The 14450-nt window shown below is 61.7% G+C and carries 12 protein-coding genes and 1 pseudogene; 7 read left to right on the forward strand and 6 right to left on the reverse strand.

Annotated elements, in window-relative coordinates; all coding sequences use genetic code 11:
- Nucleotides 1–33: 33 nt before the first annotated feature.
- From KHO33_RS12500 to KHO33_RS12515, 5 genes and pseudogenes are all read left to right on the forward strand, one after another.
- Entirely contained in the window at nt 34–1035 is a 1002-nt protein-coding gene (locus KHO33_RS12500) for a M14 family metallopeptidase (RefSeq protein ID WP_200566965.1), read from the forward strand.
- Between the two features lie 33 nt (nt 1036–1068).
- Nucleotides 1069–1413, forward strand: coding sequence for a cupin domain-containing protein (locus tag KHO33_RS12505; RefSeq protein WP_093641227.1), 345 nt, complete (start codon nt 1069–1071; stop codon nt 1411–1413).
- Nucleotides 1414–1690: 277 nt separating this feature from the next.
- A pseudogene (locus KHO33_RS42060) lies at nt 1691–1893 on the forward strand (porin); the annotation flags it as partial.
- Nucleotides 1894–1970: 77 nt separating this feature from the next.
- Nucleotides 1971–3329, forward strand: a complete 1359-nt coding sequence (locus tag KHO33_RS12510) for an MFS transporter (protein ID WP_200566964.1) — start codon at nt 1971–1973, stop codon at nt 3327–3329.
- Nucleotides 3330–3465: 136 nt separating this feature from the next.
- Nucleotides 3466–3795 (forward strand): hypothetical protein, encoded by a 330-nt coding sequence (locus tag KHO33_RS12515; protein ID WP_200566963.1) that lies wholly within the window; start codon nt 3466–3468, stop codon nt 3793–3795.
- Nucleotides 3796–3829: 34 nt separating this feature from the next.
- Here KHO33_RS12515 and KHO33_RS12520 read toward each other — a convergent pair whose 3' ends face one another.
- From KHO33_RS12520 to KHO33_RS12545, 6 genes are all read right to left on the reverse strand, one after another.
- Nucleotides 3830–4990, reverse strand: coding sequence for a glycoside hydrolase family 53 protein (locus tag KHO33_RS12520; protein WP_200566962.1), 1161 nt, complete (start codon nt 4988–4990; stop codon nt 3830–3832).
- A gap of 124 nt (nt 4991–5114) precedes the next feature.
- Complete coding sequence (locus KHO33_RS12525; RefSeq protein ID WP_200566961.1) at nt 5115–7079, reverse strand: beta-galactosidase; 1965 nt, start codon at nt 7077–7079, stop codon at nt 5115–5117.
- A 37-nt stretch (nt 7080–7116) separates the two neighbouring features.
- Complete coding sequence (locus tag KHO33_RS12530) at nt 7117–7968, reverse strand: carbohydrate ABC transporter permease (protein ID WP_054039330.1); 852 nt, start codon at nt 7966–7968, stop codon at nt 7117–7119.
- A gap of 19 nt (nt 7969–7987) precedes the next feature.
- Entirely contained in the window at nt 7988–8893 is a 906-nt protein-coding gene (locus KHO33_RS12535; RefSeq protein WP_054039332.1) for a carbohydrate ABC transporter permease, read from the reverse strand.
- 75 nt (nt 8894–8968) lie between these two features.
- The gene (locus tag KHO33_RS12540; RefSeq protein ID WP_200566960.1) at nt 8969–10222 is read right to left on the reverse strand and encodes an ABC transporter substrate-binding protein; all 1254 of its coding nucleotides are present in this window, start codon (nt 10220–10222) and stop codon (nt 8969–8971) included.
- 86 nt (nt 10223–10308) lie between these two features.
- On the reverse strand, nt 10309–11448 hold the full coding sequence (locus KHO33_RS12545; RefSeq protein WP_200566959.1) for an ABC transporter ATP-binding protein: 1140 nt from the start codon (nt 11446–11448) through the stop codon (nt 10309–10311).
- A gap of 205 nt (nt 11449–11653) precedes the next feature.
- On the opposite strand from KHO33_RS12545, the gene KHO33_RS12550 reads away from it, so the two are divergent.
- Nucleotides 11654–12670 (forward strand): LacI family DNA-binding transcriptional regulator, encoded by a 1017-nt coding sequence (locus tag KHO33_RS12550; RefSeq protein ID WP_054039335.1) that lies wholly within the window; start codon nt 11654–11656, stop codon nt 12668–12670.
- Nucleotides 12671–12944: 274 nt separating this feature from the next.
- A complete protein-coding gene (locus KHO33_RS12555; protein ID WP_054039337.1) occupies nt 12945–14417 on the forward strand; it encodes an NAD-dependent succinate-semialdehyde dehydrogenase in 1473 nt (490 codons plus the stop codon).
- The last annotated feature ends 33 nt before the right edge of the window (nt 14418–14450 follow it).

Below are 14450 nucleotides of genomic sequence, written 5' to 3' on the forward strand. Positions count from 1 at the left end.
GTCGATCCCAACCTTCTGCGAGGACACGTTCGAATGAGCATGGAAACCTATCCCATCGAAGTCGAATTCCCGGATATCTCGGTTCACGAGCAATCGTCGTCCGGCATCGCCTACGTTCATACGTTCGACTCCGGCGTGCCGGGACCGCACGTGATGATCAACGCGCTTACGCACGGCAATGAAGTGTGCGGGGCGATCGTCGTCGACGAACTGCTGCGGCGCGCGTTGAGGCCGCGTCGTGGGCGCCTCACGCTAGCCTTTGCGAACGTCGCTGCGTATCGGCGCTTTGACCCGGTCAAGCCCGACGCCGCCCGCTTCGTCGATCAGGACTTCAACCGCGTATGGACCGCCGCGGTGCTCGACGATACGTCGCGCACGTCAAGCGAATTGACCCGTGCACGCGAGATGCGCCCGGTGATCGACACGGTCGACGCACTCCTCGATCTGCATTCGATGCACGAGAAATGCAAGCCGCTGATCGTAGCGGGGCCGCTGCAGAAAGGCATCGACCTTGCAGTGCGTCTCGGCACGCCCGCCACCGTAATCTGCGACGAGGGCCATCCCGAGGGCCGCCGCATGCGCGATTACGAAGGCTTCGGCACAACGGATAGCGCAAAACACGCGTTGCTGATCGAATGCGGACAACACTGGGAACGAAGCGCAGTCGCCGTGGCCCGCGACACGACCGCGCGCTTCCTGCTGCTGGCAGGCGTGATCGATGAAGCCGATCTGCCGGACGGCTGGCTGGCGCCGCTGCCGCCCACCCAGCACATCGTGCGCGTCACGCAGCCGGTGGTCGCGACCAGCATGGATTTTCGTTTCGCGGCGCCCTACACCGGCCTGGAGATCTTTCCGGATGCCGGCACGGTCATCGGCTGGTCGAACGGCGAAGCGGTGGTCACGCCTTACGACAACTGCATGCTCGTGATGCCGTCGCTGCGGCAGTTGCGGCCCGGGGTCACCGTCGTGCGGCTGGGCAAGATCGAACAAACCGTGACGAACGCCGGCGCAATTACAAACACAAGCGGCCGGTGACTCGGCTCATGTACATTCAAAAGGTAACGTGAAATGAAGGTTCAAAGCATCAAGCAAAGCGTGAATCTGCAGAATCTGGAGGACTGGGGCAAGGCAGGGCTGCCAGGCACGACGCCGATTCAGGTGTCCGGCGTCCAGCGCGTGATCAAGGGCAGTGAAGCCATCGACACCGGTATTTTCGAATGCACGGCGGGCACGTACCGCCGCTCGGTCAAGCAGGCCGAGGTGATGCACTTCATCGCAGGGCGCGGCCGCTTCACGCCCGATAACGAAGAGACCATCCATTTCGAAAGCGGCGACACGCTCTTTTTCGAAGCCAATACTGAAGGTCTTTGGGAAGTCGAGGAAACCATGCGAAAGGTCTATGTGATCTTCTGAGCACGGCCCCGAGCGCCGTCCTCGGCGCTCGCCCTCACCTGCTACGCCCCATCCCGGCGCACCCTGCGCCGCGGCATCCCCAGCCACTCCCACTGTCCTGCCGCTTTGCCTCATTGGATAGTGCCTCAGTGCCATAGTCGGGTAATCCCGCGTTGCCCCTCGTTGTCAAACTACTTACAGTTCGGCGTGTTCTTATAGAGAATCAGCGTTCTTTATACGAACAAATCAGGCGAAATTATCGGCGCCTGGATCGCCTGTATCTTCTCGCGGGTCGAGCCAGGTCCACCTGTCCGAGTACTATGCATTGTCGAAGCGCATCGATCTGTATGCGCTACAGGCGTTCCAACGCAGCAACGGCAACACGCACGGCACAGCAGGGGTTCGCGCCATATCATCACGGCCAGCGCGATCATCGGTGATGGCTTCCGGAGCGCGCCGTCTTCGTCGCGCAGCCAGTTCGTAGGCATCGTGCACCGCTTCCAACCGGCGTACGATCGTAATAGAAAGGAAGGCTCGTTACGGCGAGCCTTTACGTATTCTGCAGTCAGGAGACCAGCATGAGCCGCAGCAACGCTGTGAACGTTCAAACGTTTATCAACGACCACCCCTTCTCGCCGTTCCAGTGGCTCATCTTTTTCATGTGTTTCATCATCGTCCTGCTGGACGGTTTTGACACGGCCGCGATCGGCTTCATTGCACCGTCGCTGATTTCCGAATGGGGCATCACCCGGCCGGCGCTCGCACCAGTGCTCAGCGCGGCGCTGTTCGGCCTCGCGTGCGGCGCGCTCGTCTCAGGTCCGCTGTCCGACCGTCTCGGGCGGCGCTCGATGCTGCTCGGCTCGGTGCTGCTGTTCGGCGTGACATGCTTCGCTTCGGCGTTCTCGAACAGCATCGAACACCTGACGATATTGCGCTTCGTCACCGGCGTCGGCCTCGGCGCGGCCATGCCGAACGCCGTGACGATGATGGGCGAGTACTGCCCCGATCGCCGCCGCGCGACCGTGATCAATCTGATGTTCTGCGGCTTTCCGCTCGGCGCGGCCTTCGGCGGCTTTCTCGCTGCATGGATGATTCCGCACTTCGGCTGGCGCAGCGTGCTGGTGCTCGGCGGTATCACACCGCTGTTGCTGCTGATCGTGCTGGTGCTGAAGATGCCGGAATCGGTCCGCTACATGGTGGCCAACAGCAAACCGGTCGAACGGATTCGCGCAGCGCTGGCGCGCATTTCGAGCGACGCCGCGCAGGCCGACAGCTTTGTCATGACCGAAACGGCGCCGCAAACCGGCGGCAAGGGCATGGGCGTGGTGCTGTCGCGTTCGTACATCGTCGGCTCGGTGATGCTGTGGATCGCCTATTTCATGGGCCTCGTGATCTTCTACGCGTCGATCAACTGGATGCCGATTCTGCTGAAGGACGCCGGACTCACGCCGCAACGCGCGACGCTGATTTCCGCACTGTTCCCGCTCGGCGGCGTGGGCGCCGTGCTGTGCGGCGTGCTGATGGACCGCTTCAACGCGAACCGTATCATTGCGGCCTGCTATGCGCTGACCGCGGTGAGCGTGTATTTCATCGGCCAGGCGGTTGGCAATGTCGGCGCGCTGGTGTTTATCGTGTTCGTCGCCGGCGTGCTGATGAATACCGCGCAATCGTCGATGCCGGCGCTTGCCGCCGCGTTCTACCCGACGCAGGGTCGCGGCACGGGCGTGGCGTGGATGCTGGGGATCGGCCGCTTCGGCGGGATCGCGGGTTCGTTCCTGGTGGCTGAATTGACGCGCCGCCACTTCACATTTGGCGGCATCTTCGCGATGGTTGCGGTGGCGGGTCTGATTTCGTGCGTGGCGTTGCTGATCAAGCAGGCGGCACGGCCGCATGTGGCGGCAGGGACCGGCGCGAAAGCGGAGTCGTTTGGGCATTGAACAGGCGGGCGGTGCGAGTAAAAGGCACCGTCCGCCACTTCCCGATAAACTACGCCGTTATTGATTTGGGCGGCCATGGCAATGGTCGATACCACTGCCTTTGCACCGTCGCCCATCTAACGACAGGATTCAGTCAATGAAACGCGTAGTTGTATCGGCCATGCTGGCACTGTGCCTCGCGCAGCCGGCCGTTGAAGCCGTTGCACAAACAGTCAGCGATCAATGTTTTGCGATCGGCGATATTGCCGGCCAGGTGGCCTCGTGGCGTGCGCACAAGAAGACGAAAGCGCAGGCGCTTGATCAAGCGGCCAAGTACTACCAAGGTAAATCCGACCGGCAAGCAGTCTCCGCCATCGTCGAAAAGATCTACAGCCCGAACGCCCCTCACATGACGCCCGATCAGGCCAGCATGGCGTTCACCTCGGACTGTGCCAACCAGCAGAAATCGCAGGCACCCGCGCAGTAGTGCCTGCTATCCGCACTAGCGGTTAGCGCCACCGCTACCGCTTCCGGAACGCATCCAGCGACGTCAACGCGTTGCCGTGAAAATCGAACAACGTGTTGTTGTCCCACTGATCGCCCGCGCCGACTTTCCATCCGACATTCGGCGTCGGGATCCATTCCGGCTCCCACCAGAACACGCCCTTGCCGTGGCCACCGGGTATCGCCTTCACGATATCCGTCACCGCGCCGATGAATTGCGCCTGGCCGGCCGGGGTCTGCGGGAAGGTCGTGGAACCGGTATTGGTCATCGAGTTGGGTTCCGAATCGCCGTCGCTGGTGGTCCACGGATACGCGGTCTCGACCACCATCACGTCCTTTCCGTAACGCGTCGCCATATCGTTCGCATTGTTCTGCAAGTCGCTTAGCGCGCCTTGCCACTGCGGGTAGTAGGACAAGCCGATCACATCGAACGTGACGCCGCGCTGTACCGCGCTGTCGAACCACCAGCGGCTCGTTGCATTGTTGCCGCCGCTGTCGAGGTGCAGCATGACCTTGATCCGTTCATCGACTGATTTCACCGCATCGTGCCCGGCCTTCAGCAACTGCGCGAGGTTGTCCCACTGATCGTATTTGCCGAGCGGCCACAGCATGCCGCCCGTGATTTCATTGCCCACCTGAACCCACTCCGGATGCACGCCATCGCGCTTGAGCATCGTGAGGACCTTCGACGTGTACTCGGACAGCAGCGCACAGGTTTGCTCGATATCCTTGCCGGCCCAGTCGTGAGGCGGATACTGCTTGCCCGGATCGGCCCACCAGTCGCTGTAGTGGAAATCGATCAGTATGCGCATGCCGAGCGCAGCGGCGCGGCGAGCCAGAACGCGTACATGTTCGGCATTGTTGTAACCGGCGGCAGGACTTTGGTCGGCCGGGAAAAAGTTCGGATTGCCAGGATCGTTCCACACCTTGATGCGGATCGAGTCGACACCGTGACTCTTCAGAATGAAGAGACAGTCGAGTGGTATACCGTGCTCGTAAAACTTCGCGCCATTGGCCTCGAGTTCCAGCAGCGTCGACACGTCCGCACCCTTTGCAAACCCGCGGCCATGACCGAACAAGCCAGGTTCGCCGGCAACAGCGGGCACGCCGACCGTTGCGCCAACACCAGCGGCGACCCCTGCAGATGCGAGCCATCCGAGCATTTCTCTTCTGTTCATTCGTCATCCTCCATCGATTGAATGGCGGTTCTTTTTGAGGCCGCCTGTTCCGGGTTGAAGCGCTTAAATTTTTGCCTCCAGTGACGCCTTCTTCTACCTTGATAAAACGTTCAGACGCGAAGACCTACGCGTTCCTCCACGCGCAGACATCGCCGGTTTTCAATTCCGAATGTCCCAGCACAAACATCGCATTGGCCGGCGCAGGGGCTTGCACTAGCTCCGGGCCGAAGTTGAACGCGAAGGTGAGATCGCCGCGTCGGCGAATGCGCAAGCCGTCAGCCAGGTGTTGTGTCTCGATGCCCGCCTGCTTCGCGGCTTGCTGCAAAACCTCGCGATGCAACGCGTGCGATAACCAACCCGCCACATAGCGAACCCTTCCGTGGGTGAGGATCGCGGGCCACGTGTCGTCGAATTGCGCGTCGACGGTTGTCTCGCCATTGGCGCGAACGTGCTCGCGCCAATGCAGCGCAACACCCTGCGTGTCTCCGATCGAAAGCGCTGGCGTAAGCGTCGGACGCAGCGTTTCGACTTCGAGCACCTGCATCGGCAGAACGCGTTGCAACGCGCCGGGCGGCAAGCTCGAAGGAATGGCAAAGGTCGTGGTCTTCGAACCGCTCCTCGGGCCGAAGACCCATTGCGCCGAATTTCGCTCGATCTGGTCGACGAGCGTGTCGTCGATCACGGCGATACTCGGCACCACCACTAACCGGTACGGCGAAAGATCGGTCTTGCTCGACACGATATCGACGTCGAGGCCGAGTTCACGCAGCGCCTCGTAGTAGTCGAACGCCAGCGTCTGATAGTCGAAGGTTTTGCCATGACGCTGAATCTCGAACATCCACTGCGTCTCGTAGTCGAACACGACCGCGGTGGCCGCGCGCGCCGGCGCGCCGAGTCCGGACAGCGCTGCGGACGAGGCAATTTCACGCGCCGCCTGCTGCACTTCGAGGCCGCCAGGCGACAGTTCGTTGTTCGGCAAGTTGAGACCCGAATGCATCTGTTCCTGCGCATACGGACACTGGCGCCAGCGGAAATACGACACCAGTTCCGCGCCATGCGCGAACGCTTCATACGCCCACAACCGGACCATGCCCTTCGTCGGCACCGGATTCCACGGCGCCCAGTTCACCGGCCCTGCCTGTTGCTCCATCACCCAGAAGCGGCCCGCGCCGATCGCGCGGTAGCGATCGTGATCGAACGCTGAGACGTCCGGATGCGCGGTACGTGCGTAACGCGCCTTCTGCTCTTCAGGCAGTGCGATCGATTCCGTGCGCGCGATCGGATAGCTGTCCCACGCTGCCACGTCGATCGCGTTGTCTTCGGCGAAGCGGTAATGATCGAAGGTCGTGAAGAAGCCCATGAAGTTGTGCAGCAGATCCGCCTCGGGCGCATGCTCACGCAGCACGTCGATCTGCTCGCGATGAAAACTCGCCACCTCGTCCGACATGAAGCGGCGGAAGTCGAGCAGATGGATCGGATTGGCGTCGGTGGGCGTGCGGTTCGGCAGGCCGATCGTATCGAACGACGGATACTCCATGCTCCAGAACACGTTGCCCCATGCATCGTTCAACGCCTCGACGCGCTCGTAGCGATGCTGCAGCCACGTCTGAAAGCGCGCCAGCGCCGCGCCCGAATAGCTCGGCACGGTCTCGTGGCAGCCGAGTTCGTTATCGGTCTGCCACGCAACGATAGACGGGTGCCGTCCATAGCGCTCCACCATCGCGGTGACAATGCGCACGCACTCACGCCGATAGGTTTCGCTGGAAATATCGTAGTGGCGACGCGAGCCGAAATTCCAGCGCACGCCGTCCGCACGCACCGGCAACACGTCCGGGTGCGCGTCGATCAGCCATTTCGGCGGCGACGCGGTCGGCGTGCCCAGCACGAGTTTCAGCCCGGCAGCCGCCAGCGTCTCGACGGCTTCATCGAGCCAGCCCCAGTTGAATTCGCCGGCGCGCGGTTCCATCCGGCTCCACGCGAATTCGGCGATCCGCACATGCGTGATGCCGAGCTCGACCATACGTTTCGCATCGTCGGCCCACATCGAACGCGGCCATTGTTCGGGGTAGTAGCAAACACCAAGTTGCATGAGAAAGTCTCTTTGTTAAATGACGGCGAACGGGCGATCAACCCTTGCTTGCGCCGAAAGTCAGGCCGGCGACGAAATGCTTCTGCATCAGGAAGAACATCAGCACGGAGGGCAAAGCGGCGAGTACCGAGCCGGCGGCAACCAGATTCCATGCCGTGGTCCATTGGCCTTTGAGCGCGGCGACGCCCACGGTGATCGGCGCAGCCTCATCGCCTTGCGTGAGGCACAGCGCCCAGAAGTAGTCGTTCCAGACAAACGTGAAGACGAGGATGCCCAGCGCGGCGAGCGCGGGACGAATCAGCGGCAGCACGATGCGCCAGTAGATCGTCCATTCGCTCGCCCCTTCCACGCGCGCCGCCTCGATCATCTCGAACGGCAACTGCTTGATGAAGTTGCGCAGAAACAGCGTGCAAAAACCGGTCTGAAACGACACATGAAAAATCACCAGTGCCCATACGCTGTTGAAGAGGCCCACTTTCAGCGCCATGTCGCGAACCGGGATCATCAGAATCTGAATCGGCACGAAGTTGCCGGCTACAAAGGCGAACAGCACAGCGGTATTGCCCGGGAACCGGTAGGTCGCCAACGCAAAACCCGCCATTGAAGCGAGCACGATCGCGCCGATCACCGAGGGCACCGTAATCAGCACGCTGTTGGCGAAGTAATGAAGCATCGGCGTTTGCGTGAGTGCCGTGCCGTAGTTTTCGATTAACGCAAAATGCTTGGGCCAGCCCCAGTAGTCGCCTTGCGATAGTTCGTCCGATGAGCGGATCGACGTGACGAGCACGGCCAGCATCGGCAGCAGCCAGATCAGCAGCGCAAGCGGCAGCGACGCTTTGTACAACGTGCGGTTAAGCGGTTTCCAGCGTTCGACGGGAAGCGGATACATGACGCGTGACTCCTGGAAATCAATGTTCTTCGCGCAGCATGCGGCGCAGATGGAACACGATGTAGACGAGCATGATGGCGAACAGCACGACGGCAATCGCCGCGGAATAGCCTTCGCGGTAGTACTTGATCGCCTGGTCGTACATGTAATAGGCGAGCACGGTCGAGCTATCGAAAGGACCGCCGCCGCTCATCACCGCAATCAGGTCGAAACTGCGCAACGCGCCAATCACGGTCAGCACGACTGCCATGAATGTGGCGGGCCGCAGTTGCGGCAGGATCACGTGCCATAGCAGACGCACGCCTTTTGCACCTTCCATGCGTGCCGCCTCGACCACTTCGGGATTGATGCCTGTCAGCCCGGTGAGATACAGCACCATGCAGAACGGCGTTTGCGGCCACAGCGCGGCGAAGATGATGCCGAAGGTCACCGTGTGCGGATCGCCGAGCACAGGAATGCCGTGACCGACGATCAACCTCAGCAAGCCGAAGCCGGGATCGTAGAACCAGCTGAACACAAGCCCGACCACCACGCCCGATAGCACGAATGGCGCGAAAAACAGCGACTTCACGACCCGCATGCCACGGATGTGCTGGTTCAGATATAGCGCGAACAGCAGCCCAAGCGGCGGCGCCAACAGGAATAGCGCGAGCCAGATCAGGTTGTTCTTGAGCGCCGTGTAGAACGTGTCCGCATGAAACAGCTCGATGTAGTTATCGAAGCCCGCGAACGTCTTCGGCGTCATGCCGTCCCAGTTGTAAAAGCTGAGCGAAATACTGCTGATGATCGGGTAAATCACGCACAGGCAAAACAACACACAGCCCGGCAGCAGGAAGAAAAGCGCCGCGCGATGCTGATGACGGCGCGTCGTTGAGACGTGCCGGTGCCGCGCCGCGGGTAGACGGCGCGCTGCGGAATGAGACATGATCGGGCCTGGTCGAAAATCGAAGGAGATCGAAGGCGAGCGCCAGCGCTTGCTGCCGTGCTGGCGCTCTGGGGCTTACTTCTTGTAGATGCGCTTGCGGGTCGCTTCGAGGCGAACCAGCATGGCGTCGAGTTGCGACGGATCGCTGTAGAACTGCTGCATCGCCTTCATGCCTTCATCGGCCATTTCCTTCTGCATGTCGCGATCGTAGAACTGCGCGATGCCGCCCTTCGTGTTAGCAAGGGTCTGGAAGCCGACTTTCGAAATCTCGTCGTCAGGTTCGGCCGACTGGCTGTTCGACGGCAACGTCCCCCAACCCTTCGCGAGATCGGCGTTGATCTGCGGCTGTTCCATGAAGGCAAGCAGTCTGCGGGCATCGGCCTTGTTTTTTGCTTTGGCCGGAACCAGCAGCACATTGACCGGCCCGTCTTCGGCCATCGGTACGTTCGCGTCGATCACCGGGAAGCGGAAGAAACCGGTCTGCGGCCGGAGGGACGCCGGAATGCTCGCCGAGAAGAATGTGCCCATCAGCATCATCGAGGCCTTGCCATTCACGAGAAACGGCGCGATCGAATCGAGATCGTAGGAGAGCGCGTTGTCGATGTAGTAGTGATCGTCGATCAGCGTTTTCCACGCGGTGTAGACCTTCTTAACGCGTGCATCGGTGTACGGAATTTCGCCGGCCATCAGTTGCTGATGGAATGCGTTGCCGTTGATGCGCAGGTCGAGATAGTCGAACCACGCGGCAAGCGTCCAGCTATCACGTGCCGCAACGGCGATCGGTGCGACGCCGCTGGCCTTCAGCTTCTTGCAGGCGTCGAGAAATTCATCCCACGTTTTCGGTTCGCCTTTGATGCCGGCCTTCTCGAACAGATCCTTGCGATAGAAGAAGCCGTAGGCGTCGTAACCGAGCGGCGCGGCGTACTGCTTGCCCTTATACGTCGAGGCGTCCTTCACCGACGCATACTGCTGCGACCAGCCGTTCTTGCTCCAGTCCGACGACAGGTCTTCCAGCAAGCCGCGTTGCGCGTAATACGCCATGCGCTCGCCGTCGTGCCACGACACGACATCAGGCGGATCGGTGGCGAGCCAGCCGCCCATCTGCACCTTGTACGCTTCCTCGCTAATGTAGGTTACCTTAAGGTCGACGTCGGGATTGGCTTTCTTGAACTTGTCGAACGCGTCCTGCCACGTCGAGCGCTGATTGCCGCGCGCCGAGACGTTGACGGTCAACGTGGCCGCATCGGCCGCGGTGGTGCAGAGTGTGCCTGCAACCAGAGCGGCTGCAATCGACGCGTATGCCAGACGGCGAAGGCGAAGAGAAATCATCTTATGTCTCCTTGACTACCTTGTTGGCTGACAGCGGCTCGCTGCCAGACGATGTACCCGCTCTTTGGCGGAATAGGGTTTTTCGATCAGGCTGCGACCCGCTCGGGCTCGAACGTGCTGCGCCGAAGTGCAACGCCGTCCGCATCGAACAGATGACATGCGGCAGGTGGAACGTGAATGCAGATGCGCTCGCCCGACCCGATCGGCGTATCGCCCGCAGCCTTGGCGATGAGTGTGCCGCCCGCGTGATCGGCGTGAATATAGCTGTGCTCGCCGAGCCGTTCCGATAGCACCGTGACGCATTGAATGGATTGCTCGTCGCCGGACAGACGCAGATGTTCCGGGCGCACGCCGAGCGTGACAGACTGCCCGCGCTGAAGACGTTGGCCGTCCACATGAGCGACCAGCCGTTCGCCGCTTTCCGTCAGCGTGACGGCCACCTTGCCAGCTTCGATCGAATCGACCACGGCATCGATGAAATTCATGCGCGGCGAACCGATGAAGCCCGCCACAAAGCGCGACTTCGGATGGTGATACAACTCGAGCGGCGCGCCGCTCTGCGCAATGCTGCCGAAGCGCTCGGCGTCCGCTCCTGCATGCAGCAACACGATTCTGTCGGCAAGCGTCATCGCTTCGACCTGATCGTGGGTCACATAAACCACGCTCGCGTTCGCAAAGCGCTGGTGCAGGCGGGCGATTTCGACACGCGTCTGGCCGCGCAACGCGGCGTCCAGATTCGACAGCGGTTCGTCGAACAGGAATACGCCGGGTTCGCGCACGATCGCCCGGCCGATCGCAACACGCTGCCGCTGACCGCCCGAAAGCGCTTTCGGATAACGATCAAGGAAGGCGTCCAGTTGCAGAATGCGCGCGGCTTCGCGCACCTTCCGGTCGATCACGTCCTTGGGTTGCTTCGTGAGTTTCAGACCGAACGCCATGTTGTCGAACACGGTCATGTGCGGAAACAGCGCGTAGCTCTGGAACACCATCGCCACGCCGCGCCCGGCGGCGGGCACATCGTTCATGAGGCGGCCGCCGATATGCAGCTCACCTTCGCTCAGGTCTTCGAGACCGGCGATCATTCTCAGCAAGGTCGACTTGCCGCAACCCGAGGGCCCGAGGAATACGCAGAATTCGTGCTGGGCGATCTCTAGATTCACGCGCCGGATCACCGGCGGATGGTCACCGTACGACTTCTGCACGTTCGTAAGACGAATCGTAGCCATGTTATTGCCCTTTGAATTTAACCGCTTAAATTTCTAGGAAAAATAAACGGCCAGCTCTTGTGCAGCAGGCATTTAATCGCTTAAATTCGAGTTTGATGGGAAAAGTCATGATGAGTGTCTCCGCTGTGTTTTCCAGCAACTTATCAACGTCGCCCGTTGCTTGCAACATTTGAATCGCGCTCCCTGAATATGGGATAAACAGAACATGGTCACCCTTTCCGAAGTAGCAAAGCGCGCACACGTCACCGCCGCCACCGTTTCCAATGTCCTACGCAACCGCGAGAAGGTCCGCCCGGAGACGGCCGAACGCGTGCTGAAGGCCATCGCCGATCTCGGCTACCGGCCCAACCTGAACGCCCGCGCGCTGGCGGAGGGCCACTCGTCGACCTTGGCCTTGATGTTGTCGAACATCTCGAACCCGTTCTACCCCGAGTTCGTGTTGGCCGCCGAGCGAGCGGCACGCAAAGCGGGATACTTCCTGATGGTTTGCAATACTGACGACGATGCGGAGGTCGGCCGGGCGTATCTGAACCAGATCGCCGGCACGCTCGCCGACGGTGTCCTCGTGATGAACACGGACATCAAGTTCAACGAATTGTGCGCGTCGGCCACGCACAGCGCACCGATCTTGCTGGCGATGTGGGAACACCCTGAGGCGCCGCCCGCGCTGCCCTGCATCGCCGTGGATTTTGCCCATGCGGGTGCGCTGGCCGCGAGGCATCTACTCGAACTGGGTCACCGCGAGATCGGCCTGCTGATCGGCGACGGGTGCGGCGGCCTGCAGGATGCGCGTTCCAACGGATTTCGCGCGGTGGTGCACGAGGCCGGGATCGAAACCGACGCTGCCGCGGTGCTGCAGATCCGCGACTCGATCGACGCAGGCTACGCCGCCTGCATGCAGTTGATGGCGAGCCGCCCTCACCTCACCGCGATTTTCGCGACCAACGATCTGCTGGCGATCGGCGCGGCACAGGCGTTGATCACGCTTGGCCGCGCCGTGCCGAACGATGTGTCGGTGATCGGCATTACGGACATCCAACTCGCGCACCAGGTGCATCCTGCGTTGACGACGGTCGCGATCCAGACGGCGGCCGTCGCGGAGTTGTCAATCGAGAGTCTGATCCGGCTGATCCAGACCCCTGAACAGCAACCGTCGATGGTGCTCGCGCCACCGCCGCAACTCGTCGTACGCGCTTCAACCGGGCCGCGGCGGGTGCGTTGAGGCGCAAGCTAGCGCGTACCGCAGGCCGCGCAACACAGCCGCCGCCACCCCTCCCGGCCAGCCGCTTCACCGCACATTCAGCAGAAAATGCTGTGGCGGCGTGAAAAAAAAGCGCCGCGCGCCGTCAAAGGCCCGCTGGAATGATTTCATTGGCTGCGGCGTACGCGTAGGATCAACGTGTTAGTCGCCCGCAATCTACCTTATGTGCGCGGCCGCGCCGCCGCATCGATGACTCGCCCTCGCCTCATCCAGGGCAACCCGAAGGAGCAACCCGATGTCTCTCGCATTGACCCGCAAAGAACTGATTCGCCCGCAGAACCTGATCGACGGCAAGTGGATCGACGCCGCAGACTCAGCTCGCTTTCCCGTCACCAACCCGGCCACCGGCGAATTGATCGTCGAAGTCGCGAACAGCGGCGCAGCGGACGCCCGCGCCGCCACCGACGCCGCAGCCCGCGCGTTCCCCGCGTGGCGCGACAAGCTGCCGCGCGAACGCGCGGAGATTCTGCGCCGCTGGCACGCGCTGATCGTCGCCAATACCGAAGACCTCGCCAAGCTGATGTCGACGGAACAAGGCAAGCCGTTGGCGGAAAGCCGTGGCGAAGTCGCCTACGGCGCCTCGTACGTCGCGTGGTTCGCCGACGAAGCGACACGCATCTACGGCGATCTGATCCCGCAGCAGCAACGCGGCAAACGCATGAGCGCGGTGAAGGAACCGGTCGGCGTGGTCGCGGCGATCACGCCGTGGAATTTCCCGCTGGCGATGATCGCGCGCAAGATCGCGCCCGCGCTCGCAGCCGGATGCACGGTCGTGGCCAAGCCCGCCGAAGACACGCCGCTCACGGCGCTCGCGCTGGCAGCGCTCGCCCAGGAAGCAGGCTTGCCGGACGGCGTGCTGAACATGCTGTCGGCTTCGCGTGAACAGGGCATTGCGGCGGTCGCTGACTGGCTCGCCGATTCACGCGTGCGCAAGATCACGTTCACCGGCTCGACGCCGGTCGGCAAACATCTCGCCCGCGAATCGGCTGGCACGCTGAAGAAGCTGTCGCTGGAATTGGGCGGCAATGCTCCCTTCATCGTATTCGACGACGCCGATCTCGACGCGGCGGTCACCGGTCTGATGGCCGCCAAGTTCCGCAACGGCGGTCAGACTTGCGTGTGCCCGAACCGGGTTTATGTGCAATCGGGTGTCTACGCGCGTTTCGCCGATCTGCTCGCGAAACGCGTCGCCGCGCTGAAAGTTGCGCCCGCAACCGATCCGGACGCGCAAATCGGCCCGATGATCAACGAACGCGCAATCGACAAGATTGCCCGGCACGTAGAAGATGCCGTCAAACACGGCGCAAAAGTGCTGACTGGCGGCAAGCGCCTGACCGAACTCGGCCCGAACTACTATGCGCCGACCGTGCTGACCGATGCACGGGACGACATGATCGTCTGTTGCGAAGAAACCTTTGGGCCGGTGGCGCCGCTGTTCCGTTTCGATGACGAAGCCGAAGCGATCCGTCTTTCCAATGACACGCCGTTCGGCCTTGCTGCCTACTTCTACACGCAGGACGTGCGACGCATCAATCGCGTCGCGGCCCAGCTCGAAGCGGGTGTGATCGGTATCAATGAAGGCGCTGTGTCGAGCGAAGCGGCGCCGTTTGGCGGGGTGAAAGAGTCGGGCTACGGCCGCGAAGGTTCGAAGTACGGGCTCGACGATTACATGTCGATCAAGTACCTGTGCCAGGGCGGGCTGGATTAAGGAGCCGCCGCGTGCGCCAGGATCTCCTCCCGG

Origin of the sequence: Paraburkholderia nemoris, assembly GCF_905221015.1 — a bacterium.
Taxonomy (GTDB): domain Bacteria; phylum Pseudomonadota; class Gammaproteobacteria; order Burkholderiales; family Burkholderiaceae; genus Paraburkholderia; species Paraburkholderia nemoris.

Excerpts from the sequence above, each read along its gene's own strand:
- KHO33_RS12500 (WP_200566965.1), top strand. The coding sequence starts at position 34 with ATGAGCATGGAAACCTATCCCATCGAAGTCGAATTCCCGGATATCTCG.
- KHO33_RS12505 (WP_093641227.1), top strand. The coding sequence starts at position 1,069 with ATGAAGGTTCAAAGCATCAAGCAAAGCGTGAATCTGCAGAATCTGGAG.
- KHO33_RS12510 (WP_200566964.1), top strand. The coding sequence starts at position 1,971 with ATGAGCCGCAGCAACGCTGTGAACGTTCAAACGTTTATCAACGACCAC.
- KHO33_RS12515 (WP_200566963.1), top strand. The coding sequence starts at position 3,466 with ATGAAACGCGTAGTTGTATCGGCCATGCTGGCACTGTGCCTCGCGCAG.
- KHO33_RS12520 (WP_200566962.1), bottom strand. The coding sequence starts at position 4,990 with ATGAACAGAAGAGAAATGCTCGGATGGCTCGCATCTGCAGGGGTCGCC.
- KHO33_RS12525 (WP_200566961.1), bottom strand. The coding sequence starts at position 7,079 with ATGCAACTTGGTGTTTGCTACTACCCCGAACAATGGCCGCGTTCGATG.
- KHO33_RS12530 (WP_054039330.1), bottom strand. The coding sequence starts at position 7,968 with ATGTATCCGCTTCCCGTCGAACGCTGGAAACCGCTTAACCGCACGTTG.
- KHO33_RS12535 (WP_054039332.1), bottom strand. The coding sequence starts at position 8,893 with ATGTCTCATTCCGCAGCGCGCCGTCTACCCGCGGCGCGGCACCGGCAC.
- KHO33_RS12540 (WP_200566960.1), bottom strand. The coding sequence starts at position 10,222 with ATGATTTCTCTTCGCCTTCGCCGTCTGGCATACGCGTCGATTGCAGCC.
- KHO33_RS12545 (WP_200566959.1), bottom strand. The coding sequence starts at position 11,448 with ATGGCTACGATTCGTCTTACGAACGTGCAGAAGTCGTACGGTGACCAT.
- KHO33_RS12550 (WP_054039335.1), top strand. The coding sequence starts at position 11,654 with ATGGTCACCCTTTCCGAAGTAGCAAAGCGCGCACACGTCACCGCCGCC.
- KHO33_RS12555 (WP_054039337.1), top strand. The coding sequence starts at position 12,945 with ATGTCTCTCGCATTGACCCGCAAAGAACTGATTCGCCCGCAGAACCTG.